The sequence below is a fragment of the Nonomuraea terrae genome (assembly GCF_004348995.1).
Taxonomy (GTDB): Bacteria; Actinomycetota; Actinomycetes; order Streptosporangiales; family Streptosporangiaceae; genus Nonomuraea; species Nonomuraea terrae.
On record NZ_SMKQ01000270.1, the window covers coordinates 1 to 10259 of the forward strand.

The following is a 10259-nucleotide window of genomic DNA, read 5'->3' on the forward strand; positions in this document are numbered from 1 at the left end:
GCGCGATGGCGTACCCGAACGTGAAGATCACCGCCGCCGCCCCCGCGGACACGGCCAGCGCCGCCTCCGGCCGTCTGCGCCACCACGCCAGCCCGAGCACGGTGGCGGCCAGCAGCGCATACCCGAGCGGGTCGAGGGGCCGGGCGGCCGGCTGGTTGCCGTAGGCCATGAACGTGGAGAAGAAAACGGCCACCGCCATGACGCAAACCAGGGCCATTGTCTTCACACCTGCACGGTAGTGCGCCCCTTCCCCGCAGGGCGATACTCCCGCCGCGGTACCCGGGTACGGCGGACGCAGGTGATTCGGTGCGTCAGGCCCGGCGGGAGGCGACCCTCCTCGCGACGGCGGACGCCGCGCGCCGGACGGCGGACGCCGCGCGCCGGACGGCGGACGCCACGTGCCGGAGCGCGGGTGCCGCGGCCACGCAGGCCAGCGGGATGGCGGGGACGACGTAGCGGTGGTCGAAGTCGAGCGCCGCGACCGGCCCGACGAGCAGGACCATCGCCAGCGACCATGGCAGCAGCGCCGCACCGCGCCGCCGCAGCGCGCCCAGCCCGCCCGCCACCAGCAGCACGGCGAGCAGGGGTCCGTGGAGCAGCCATGGATACCGGTAGGCGGCCAGGATCGACGCGTACGGCTCCACCGAGCGCATGCCGCGAATGTCGGGGTCGTACTCCCGTCTGACCTCGCCGATGAGGGCGTGCTGCTCGGGCAGCGGCCACGCGCCGCGCGGGAACGACGTATGGGCACGCACCCGCTTCGGGTGGGCGACCGGCTCCCAGGTGAAGGCCAGCGAGGTGTCCCGGACGACCTCGCGCAGGTAGTCGAGCGGCTGGGCGGCGATCGTCCGCAGGGCGAACGACCGGGCCGGCCCATTGTGGGAGAAACGGTCGCCGGGCAGGAGGTTGAGCGAGGAGCGGGGGTGCCAGACGTACTCGGAGGCGGCGTCGGTGACGGTGCCGTTCGGGCAGAGGGCGGCCTCGGCGGGCGGCGGCTTGACGATCGAGCAGTCGGCGAAGGTCATGGTGCGGGCCCACAGGGCGACCCCGTCGGAGCCGGTCAGGGCGAATCTGCCGTGGTGCTGGGCGTACCAGCCGGCGTAGGCGGCCAGCGGCAGCGCGCCCGCGAGCAGCAGGGCCGCGGTCCTGCGCCACGGCGTGCGGCGTACCAGCAGCCAGAGCGCGGCCACGCCGATCAGCGGAACGGCCGCGGTGCGGGTCAGCCCCGCCAGGGCGAGCAGGACGCCGGCCGCCGCGGCCGCCCGTACGGACACCTCGGGCCGCCAGGTGAGCACCAGCAGGGCCGCCGTCACCAGGACGATCACCTGCAGGTCGGACAGCACGGCGTGTTCCAGGCGCAGGAACGCCGGGTCGAACAGCACCGGCACGGCGGCCGCTGCCGCCGCCCAGCCGGGCAGCGACCAGCGGCGCAACAGCGCGTAGACCATCACGCCCACGCCGGCCCCCAGGGCGTGCTGGACGCCTGCGATCAGCTCCACGCTGCTGAACGGCCGCAGCAGCCAGAGGAACCACGAGTATCCCGCCGGGTGGAAGGTTCCCTGCGGGCGCAGGTGGACGGCAGCGTCCAGGTACGTGAAGGAGTCGTACCAGTAGAGCTGGGCGGTGTCGTAGCCCAGCATGACGAGCACCCGCAGTGCGACGGCCGGGATCAGCACCCACCAGAGCGCCCGATGCCGCGTGGGCGTCCCGATGACGGGGCCGTCCGTGTGCGGCCGCGTCGTGACGGCTGTCATGCGTCCCCCTGAGACGCGGGCCGGGCGGATCCCGGCCGTGGGGAGGCAGTTCAGCCGGTGGCGGATAACGCCGGCGTCACCGAAAGTGGTTATGCGCGCGTTATGCGATCTGGTCCACACTGGTGGCTCTTTGTCGTCTGTCTTGGGGGTACGGGTGCGTGTTCTCGTGGCCGAGGACGAGCGGATGCTCGCCGACTCGATCGCCGAGGGTCTCAGGGGCGAGGCGCTGGCCGTCGACGTCGCCTACGACGGCGACGCGGCGCTCGAGCGCCTCGGCGTGCACGAGTACGACGTGCTCGTCCTCGACCGTGACCTGCCGGGGACGCACGGGGACGAGGTGTGCCGGGCGGTCGTCGAGCGCGGCCGGCTGGTCAGGGTGCTCATGCTGACCGCGGCGGGCGACGTCCGCTCACGGGTGGCGGGGCTGCCCTGGGTGCGGACGACTACCTGCCCAAGCCGTTCGCGTTCGAGGAGCTGGTGGCGCGGGTGCACGCGCTGGGCCGCCGGTCCAGGCCGGCGGACCCGCCGATGCTGGAGCGGGCGGGGGTGCGGCTGGACCGGGCGCACCGGCAGGTGTTCCGCGACGGCCGGTACGTGCCGCTGGCGCGCAAGGAGTTCGGCGTGCTGGCGGAGCTGCTGCGGGCCCAGGGGGCGGTGGTCTCGGCGGAGCTGCTGCTGGAGAAGGTGTGGGACGAGCACACGGACCCGTTCACGAACACGGTGCGCACCACGATGGTGAAGTTACGCAAGAAGCTCGGCGAGCCCCAGGTGATCGTGACCGTGCCGGGATCGGGGTATCGCATCCCATGAGTGTGCGCCTGCGTTCCGCACTGGCCTGCGCGGCGGTGTTCTTCGTGCTCTCCGGGCTGGTCGTGGCCGGCCTCTATCTCGTCGTACGGTCGAGTCTCGAATACCGGGGCTCGCTCCTCACCCCCGACTTCGTCCGGGTCACGCGCGACCACCACCTGTACTACGCGCCGCGGTATTCCGACGGGTACGAGCTCGCCCGCGGCTTCGCCATGCGCGTGCGGAGCACCTACCAGGACGACGTCCTCGGCGACGTGCGCACGTTCGGCTGGATCGCGGTGGGGGCCGGGACGGCCGCCGCGTTCGGGCTCGGCTGGCGGTCGTCGGGCCTGGTGCTGCGCCCGCTCAGGAAGGTCACCGAGACCGCGCGCAGGGTGGCCCAGAGCCACGACCTGACCGAGCGCATCGGCCACCGGGGCCCCCGGGACGAGGTCGGCGAGCTGGCCGAAACCTGCGACACCATGCTGGAGCGGCTGGCGCGCGCGTTCGACGGGCAGCGGCGCTTCGTCGCCAACGCCTCCCACGAGCTGCGCACACCCCTGACGATCAACCGGACGCTCGTCGACGTGGCCGTGCGGCGGCAGGACGCCACCGAGGACGTCAAGCGGCTGGGCGAGTCGCTGCTGCTGGTCAACGCCCGGAACGAGCGGCTCATCGACGGGCTGCTGGCACTGGCGGAGGGCGAGCGGGCCGTGCTGGACCGCCGGCCGTTCGACCTGTCGGACGTGGCCGAGCACGTCCTCGACCAGGCGGCGCAGGAGGCGGCCGGGCGGCAGGTGACGGTGCACCAGCTGCTCGACCCGGCCCCGACGGCGGGCGAGGCGGTGCTCGTCGAGCGGCTGGTGCAGAACCTCGTGGAGAACGGGATCCGGCACAACCATCCCGACGGGGAGGTGTGGGTGACGACGCGGCGGCGGGCCGACCGGGTGGAGCTGCTGGTGGCCAACACCGGGCTGCAGGTGCCGCCGTACGAGATCGAGACGATCTTCGAGCCGTTCCGGCGGCTGCACGGCGACCGGCTCGGCTCGGAGCGGGGCAGCGGCCTCGGCCTGTCGATCGTGCGGGTGATCGCCGACGCGCACGGCGGCACGGTGACGGCGAGCCCTCGGGACGAGGGCGGCCTGACGATCACAGTGGAGTTGCCCGCCGAGCCGGCATGACATCCGTCGTCCGGGCGCTACGGCCGGCCCTCCGCCCCGGGCAGCACGCACGCGTGGAGTCAAGGGCCCGGTGGGAGTCAGTCGAGGCGGCGCGGGTCGCCGGGGAGAAGGGCGTCCTGGTGGATCTCCCACAGCGCCGATTCCGGGATGCCGGCCTTGACGAGCTGGTCCCAGGTCGAGAGCCGGTCGGCCGGGTCGGCGAGCAGGGCCTCCAGCAGGGGCCGCAGCTCGGCCCGGTCGGCCCCCTCCTCGCGCCACAGCGCGCCGAGCGCCCGGTGCAGGGCGGGCGTGCGGACGCCGGCCGTGCGCAGCAGCTCCTCCAGGATGCCGGCGCGCTCCCGGTACGGCAGTGACCGCCCCTCCCCCACCGCCCGCAGCAGCAGGTCGAGCAGCCTGCGGTGACGGGGGGTGTGGCCGGTGGCGACCGCGACGACCACGTCTCCCATGGCGCCGGCGTCCGCGTCCGCCCCGAGCAGGACGTCCTCCACGCCGTCCGCCATGATCCGGCGGGCCGCGAGGGCGGTGACGAGCCCGTCCCAGCCCTCCTGCCCGAGCTGTCCCTTCCACAGGTACGTCAGCGACGACCACCGCTCCAGATGGTCGGGCCCGCGCAGGATCGACGAGACGGTGACCGGCTGCTCGGAAGCGGCCACGATGAGGAGGGTGAGGTTCGCGGAGTAGGCGGCCAGGCGGCGGGTCATCGTGTGCCGTACCGGGCGGAACCCGGTGAAGTGCCGCCGCGGCCGCTCGTGCAGGGAACGCCGCAGCAGCCCGGCCAGCTGGTCCGCGCAGCGGGCGCGCACCGCCGAGGGCACCTCCTCCAGCAGCTCCAGGATGAACCCGACGGTCGGCCCGCGCTCGGCCAGGCACGAGTGGGACGTGACCGCGTACAGCAGGTCGTCGTCCACGGCCTGCACGAGGGCCAGCGGCTCGTCGCCGACCAGGCGGCGGCGCCGGTCGAGGTCGCGTACGGCGTACAGGGTCAGCCAGGCCACCAGGAATTCGGCGAACGTCGAGTGCAGGAAGGCGTGGCCGTTGCGGCGGACGAAGAAGAACCGCTCGGTGGCCCGGCGCGCCCAGTCGACGCGCGGCTCGTCCTCGCCGGGGTCTTCCTCGCCGCCGTGGCACAGGGCGGGCAGATCCCGGTTGAGCGCCTCGTCGGTGATGACCTGGCTGCCGCGCGCCAGCATGGACAGCGCCACCGCGCCGAGCAGGACGAGCTCCTGGTCGATCGCCACACGATGGGCGCCGCCGGTCTCGCGTTCGGTGTAGTCGCGCAGCAGCACCTCGTACAGGCGGGAGCGGGCCAGGGGGCCGTGGTCGTGTTGCAACGCGTTGCCGCCGGCGTCGTAGAGGGCGAGCAGCAGCAGGAGCAGCGGATGGCGGGCCATCTCGCCGTGCACGAGCGCCGCCTCGGCGGTCAGGGGCTTGAGGTCGCGGCGGGCGAGCAGGGCGCGGTTGGCCTGGTCCCAGATGTCGAGCCACTGGCGTACCTGGTCGTCGTCGAACGGCCGCAGCTGCAGCGCGAGCAGCCCAGGAGGGAAGCGGATGCGGTCGGCCACCACCGTGCGGCTGGTCACGATCACCGCGACGGGACGCCCGTGGCCGGCCTCGGCGGCCTGGAACTCGCGTACCCGCTCCAGGTAGTCGTAACGGTGGACGCCGCCCTGGACCAGCTCGTCGAAGCCGTCCAGCAGGATCACCGGCATCGCGCCGTCGCCGGCCGCCACGAGGTCGGCGTAGGCGACCTTCTCCCCCAGCACGGCGGCGACGGCCTGCTCGATCTGCTCGGCGACGCCGGCGCGGGCGCGTACGCCGCCGAGCTCCACCCGTATGGGCAGGAACTCCGAGCGGGCCAGGCGCGCGGCGAGCACCTCGGTCAGCTTGGTCTTGCCCGAGCCCGGCTCGCCCAGCACGAGCAGCGGCGCCTGCGTGGCCCGCAACGAGGTCAGGTGACCCACCAGGAACGCCTCCGGGTCGGGCAGCAGCCGCCGCTCCTCCCACCAGACCCGGTCGGCGGGCGCGGACTCGCGGGTCAGCTCCGCCACCCGGCAGCGCGGGCTGAGGTAGCCCTCGCCGAGCAGCGGCAGCGAGACGTCCTCGGGGAGCTTGCCGGCCAGCAGCAGCGGCTGGTCGAGGGCGTTGGCGGCCATCCTGACCCGGTGGATCAGCGGCTGGTCCCCGACGCGGGGCGGGGCCAGCTCGGCCAGCAGCCAGGCGGCCCGCGACAGCGCCGTGGCCCGCTGGGGGCGTTCGGTGACCAGGCTGCGCACCCCGAACTCGTGGCTGTCGAGCGTCAGCGACCGGTAGTCCTCGTCGTAGGTGCGCAGGGCCCGGGCGGGCGGTCCCTCGGCGAGCACGCGGGGCAGCAGGAGCCGCTCGTCGGCGCTCAGCTCGTCCCAGACGGACAGGCCGCCGACGTATCCGGCCACGGCCTCGGACATGCGCCGGAAGACGCGTTCGACCTCCTTGCGGGTGTCGGCGTACGGCACGTGCGGCTCGGGCGTGGGCAGGCGCTCCAGCAGCAGCGCGGCCACCAGCCGGGCGAACCTCTCGCGGGTGGGCACGCCCCGGGAGATCGTCTCGCCGCGGTCGAGCCGCTCCAGCGTGAACGGCAGCCGCGCCTCGCCGAGCGCCTCGAAGTACGCCGAGACGACGATGACGGCGTGCGCCGCGGCCAGCCGCTGGGTGCGGGTGAACCGGTCGACGCCGCGCCTCGGCTCCGGCATGCGGCGGACGACGTCCTCGCCGAAGGCCACGATGGCCTCGCGCATGTCGCGCAGGCTCGTCGTGGCCAGCTGACCGCTGCCGGCCAGGGCGTATCCGGTGCGGGCCGCGGTCGAGGCGAACCCGACGACCTTGACGAGCCTGCCGTCCTTGCAGCCGAGGATCCTCAGGGCGTCGGCGTAGCTCGGGGTCTCGATCATGGCCTGCTCCCGGGGGACTGGGGATGTCCCATCATGCGTCGTAAGCCCCGATTGCGGAGGCGCCTTCGCGAGACGATCTCATGTCCCTTTCATGGCGTCGGCGATCTCCGGCAGCGCCGCCGGGTCCTCGATCGTGGACGGCGCCTCGTACGGGCGGCCGTCGGCGATGTCGCGCATCGTGGCGCGCAGGATCTTGCCGGAGCGGGTCTTCGGCAGGCGGGCGACCACGACGGCGCGGCGGAAGGCGGCGACGGGGCCGATGCGTTCGCGCACGAGGGCGACGAGCTCGCGCTCGACCTCCTCCTGGTCGCGCTCGGCGCCCGCCTTGAGCACCACGAACCCCATCGGGACCTGACCCTTGAGCGAGTCGGCGACGCCGATCACGGCGCACTCGGCCACGTCGGGGTGGGCGGCGACGACCTCCTCCATCGCGCCGGTCGACAGCCGGTGGCCGGCCACGTTGATCACGTCGTCGATGCGGCCCATGACGTAGAGGTAGCCGTCCTCGTCGAGGTGGCCGCCGTCGCCGGTCAGGTAGTGGCCGGGATAACGCTCCAGGTAGGAGCGGGTGAAGCGGGCCTCGTCGCGGAAGAGGGTGGGCAGCGCGCCGGGCGGCAGCGGCAGCTTGACGGTGACCGCGCCCTCGACGCCGGGCGGGCAGTCGCCGCCGTCGGAGTCGAGGACGCGCACGTCCCAGCCCGGCACGGCCTTGGTCGGGGAACCGGGCTTGACGGGCAGCCGCTCGATGCCGACGCAGTTGGCGGCGATCGGCCAGCCGGTCTCGGTCTGCCACCAGTGGTCGATGACGGGGATGCCGAGCAGGTCGGAGGCCCAGTGGTAGGTGTCAGGGTCGAGGCGCTCGCCGGCGAGGAAGAGGTAGCGCAGGCTGGACAAATCGTGCTTTTTCGCAAAATCTCCGGATGGGTCCTCTTTTTTGATGGCGCGGATCGCGGTCGGCGCGGTGAACAGCGTGCGCACGCCGTGCGTGGCCACCACCCGCCAGAACGCCCCAGGGTCGGGGGTGCCGACGGGCTTGCCCTCGTACAGGACCGTCGTGCAGCCCGCGAGGAGCGGGGCGTAGACGATGTAGGAGTGGCCGACCACCCAGCCCACGTCGGAGGCGGCCCAGTAGACCTCGCCGGGCGCGGCGCCGTACACGTGGGACATGCTCCAGTGCAGCGCGACCGCGTGGCCGCCGTTGTCGCGGACGACGCCCTTGGGCGAGCCGGTGGTGCCGGAGGTGTAGAGGATGTAGAGCGGGTCGGTGGCGGCCACGCTCACGCAGCCGGCCGGCTCGGCGCCGGCCACCGCCCCCGCCCAGTCGAGGTCGCGTCCGTCGCGCAGCTCGGCCGCGCACTGCGGCCGCTGCAGGATCACGCACCGGTCGGGCGCGTGCCCGGCCTGCTCCAGCGCGGCGTCCAGCAGCGGCTTGTACGCCACCACCCGCGCCGGCTCGATGCCGCACGACGCCGAGAGCACCACCTTGGGCCTGGCGTGGTCGATCCGCACGGCGAGCTCCCTGGCCGCGAACCCGCCGAACACCACCGAGTGGACCGCCCCGAGCCGCGCGCAGGCCAGCATGGCGACCACGGCCTCGGGCACCATCGGCATGTAGATCACCACGGTGTCGCCGGCCGTCACGCCGAGGTCGCGCAGCATGCCCGCCGTCCTCGCCACCTCGTCGAGCAGCTCGGCGTAGGTGTAGGCGCGGGTGGTGCCGGTGACCGGGCTGTCGTAGATCAGCGCCGCCTGCCCGGCCCGGCCCGCCGCCACGTGCCGGTCGAGGGCGTTGTAGCAGGTGTTCAGCCGTCCGTCGGGGAACCACCGCCCGTCCGCGTACACGGTGGCGGGCGCCTCGTCCCAGGAGATCCCGAGTGCCGCCTCGCCCCAGAACGCCTCGGGCCGCTCGATGCTGTGCCGGTAGGTGTCGTCGTAGCCGCTCACTTCTCGATCAGAACAGGCGGTCCCCCATGGCGCAAGATATGACGGGTGAGCGAAGACATGATCCTTTCCGTGGTGGTGGGATCCCGTGCGTACGCGCTGGAGACGGACGCCTCCGACACCGAGTGGCGTGTTCGCGGCCCCCACCGCCGCCTTCTGGCGGTTGGACAAACCGCCCACGCACCGGGACGGGCCGCTGCCGGAGCAGTTCTCGTGGGAGGTCGAGCGTTTCTGCCGCCTCGCCCTCGAAGCCAACCCCACCGTTCTCGAGTGCCTGTGGTCGCCCCTCGTGGAGGTGGTCACGCCCGCCGGGCGGCGGCTGCTCGACCTGCGGGAGGCGTTCCTGTCGCAGCGGGCGCACCGGTCGTTCGCGGGCTATGCCGAGGACCAGTTCCGCCGCCTCGATCCGGAACGGCCGAAGTGGAAGCAGGCCATGCACATGATCCGGCTGCTGCTGAGCGGCCTGCACCTGGTACGGCACGGCGAGCCGTCGGTGCGGGTCGGGGAGCACCGGGAGCGGTTGCTCGCCATCCGGCGCGGCGAGGTGCCGTGGGCGGAGGTGGACGCGTGGCGGGCGGCCCTGTCGGCGGAGCTGGCCGCCGCCCCAACCGTCCTGCCGCCGCTGCCGGACCGCGAGCGGGTGGATGAGTTCCTGGTCGGCGTACGGAAGGAGTTCCTGTGACGGCGTTGCCCGGCTGGCTGCCGGAGATCCCGGGCGGGCAGCCGTACCCGTCGGTCTTCGCGACGGTGAGCGGAGCCCATCTGTACGGGTTCCCCTCGGCGGACTCCGACGTGGACCTGCGGGGAGCGCACGTCCTGCCGGTCGCGGAGGTGGCGGGGCTGCGCGACGGCCCGGCGACGCTGGACCGTACGTGGACGCGCGACGGCGTGGAGGTGGACCTCGTCACCCATGACGTGGCCAAGTTCTGCCGGCTGCTGCTGGGGCGCAACGGCTACGTGCTGGAGCAGTTGCTGTCGCCCCTGGTCGTGGCGTCCTCGCCGGTGCACGAGGAGCTCGTCGCGCTCGCCCCCGGATGTGTGACCCGGCACCACGCCCACCACTACCTCGGGTTCGCGCGTACGCAGTGGCGGCTGTTCGGCAGGAGCGGCGAGCTGAAGCCGCTGCTGTACACCTTCCGCGTGCTCGCCACGGGCACGCACCTCATGCGCACCGGCGAACTGGAGGCCGACCTGACCCGCCTGTACGAGTACGGGCCCGCGTACCTGCCGGACCTGGTCGCGGCCAAGCGGGCGGCCGAGCACGTCGCCGCGCCCGCCGGGCTGGACCCGGAGCCGGACGTGGCGCGGATGACGGCCGTGCTGGAGGAGGCGCGGGAGGCGTCGCGACTGCCCGAGCGGGCCACGTCCGGGGACGCCCTGCACGACGTCGTCGTCCGCGCCCGGCTCGCGGACGGGCAGAATCGCTGACGTGGACCTGGTGGGCAGGCGGCACGCGCTCAGCGCGGTCGCCGAGGTGCTGGAGGCAGGCTCCGGAGCCCTGGTCGCCGAAGGGCCGGCCGGGATCGGCAAGAGCCGCCTGCTGCAGGAGGCGGCGGGGCTCGCGCGGGCGCGCGGCATGACGGTCGCGTACGCACGCGCCACCGAACTCGACCGCGTCGCCCCCCTTTCCACCCTCCTCCGAGCCCTCGCCCGACTCGGCACCCCCACCC

General features: G+C 73.6%; 8 protein-coding genes and 1 pseudogene. 5 read left to right on the forward strand and 4 right to left on the reverse strand.

All coding sequences use genetic code 11. The features are described from left to right. Together E1286_RS42865 and E1286_RS42870 are read right to left on the reverse strand one after the other, a co-directional pair. Window positions 1–199, reverse strand: a 199-nt coding sequence (locus tag E1286_RS42865; protein WP_223190892.1) for a hypothetical protein, incomplete at its 3' end; no start/stop codon positions are given. A 112-nt stretch (window positions 200–311) separates the two neighbouring features. Then, complete coding sequence (locus E1286_RS42870) at window positions 312–1754, reverse strand: hypothetical protein (protein WP_132622450.1); 1443 nt, start codon at window positions 1752–1754, stop codon at window positions 312–314. A gap of 154 nt (window positions 1755–1908) precedes the next feature. On the opposite strand from E1286_RS42870, the pseudogene E1286_RS42875 reads away from it, so the two are divergent. Together E1286_RS42875 and E1286_RS42880 are read left to right on the forward strand one after the other, a co-directional pair. Further along, window positions 1909–2564: pseudogene (locus E1286_RS42875) on the forward strand (response regulator transcription factor). After that, the gene (locus E1286_RS42880) at window positions 2561–3721 is read left to right on the forward strand and encodes a sensor histidine kinase (protein ID WP_132622452.1); all 1161 of its coding nucleotides are present in this window, start codon (window positions 2561–2563) and stop codon (window positions 3719–3721) included. Before E1286_RS42875 ends, E1286_RS42880 begins: the two are co-directional and overlap by 4 nt. Window positions 3722–3798: 77 nt before the next feature. On the opposite strand, the gene E1286_RS42885 is transcribed toward E1286_RS42880, so the two are convergent. After that, complete coding sequence (locus E1286_RS42885) at window positions 3799–6648, reverse strand: NACHT domain-containing protein (RefSeq protein ID WP_132622454.1); 2850 nt, start codon at window positions 6646–6648, stop codon at window positions 3799–3801. A gap of 78 nt (window positions 6649–6726) precedes the next feature. Beyond that, entirely contained in the window at window positions 6727–8592 is a 1866-nt protein-coding gene (locus E1286_RS42890; RefSeq protein WP_132622456.1) for a propionyl-CoA synthetase, read from the reverse strand. A gap of 127 nt (window positions 8593–8719) precedes the next feature. Between E1286_RS42890 and E1286_RS42895 the strand changes: the two genes are divergently transcribed. The 3 genes from E1286_RS42895 to E1286_RS42905 all read left to right on the forward strand — a co-directional run. Further along, on the forward strand, window positions 8720–9271 hold the full coding sequence (locus E1286_RS42895; protein ID WP_246075651.1) for a nucleotidyltransferase domain-containing protein: 552 nt from the start codon (window positions 8720–8722) through the stop codon (window positions 9269–9271). Then, the gene (locus tag E1286_RS42900; protein ID WP_132622458.1) at window positions 9268–10017 is read left to right on the forward strand and encodes a nucleotidyltransferase domain-containing protein; all 750 of its coding nucleotides are present in this window, start codon (window positions 9268–9270) and stop codon (window positions 10015–10017) included. The genes E1286_RS42895 and E1286_RS42900 overlap by 4 nt, the downstream gene beginning before the upstream one ends. 1 nt (window position 10018) lies before the next feature. Beyond that, the coding region (locus E1286_RS42905) for an AAA family ATPase (RefSeq protein WP_132622460.1) at window positions 10019–10259 on the forward strand (241 nt) is incomplete at its 3' end.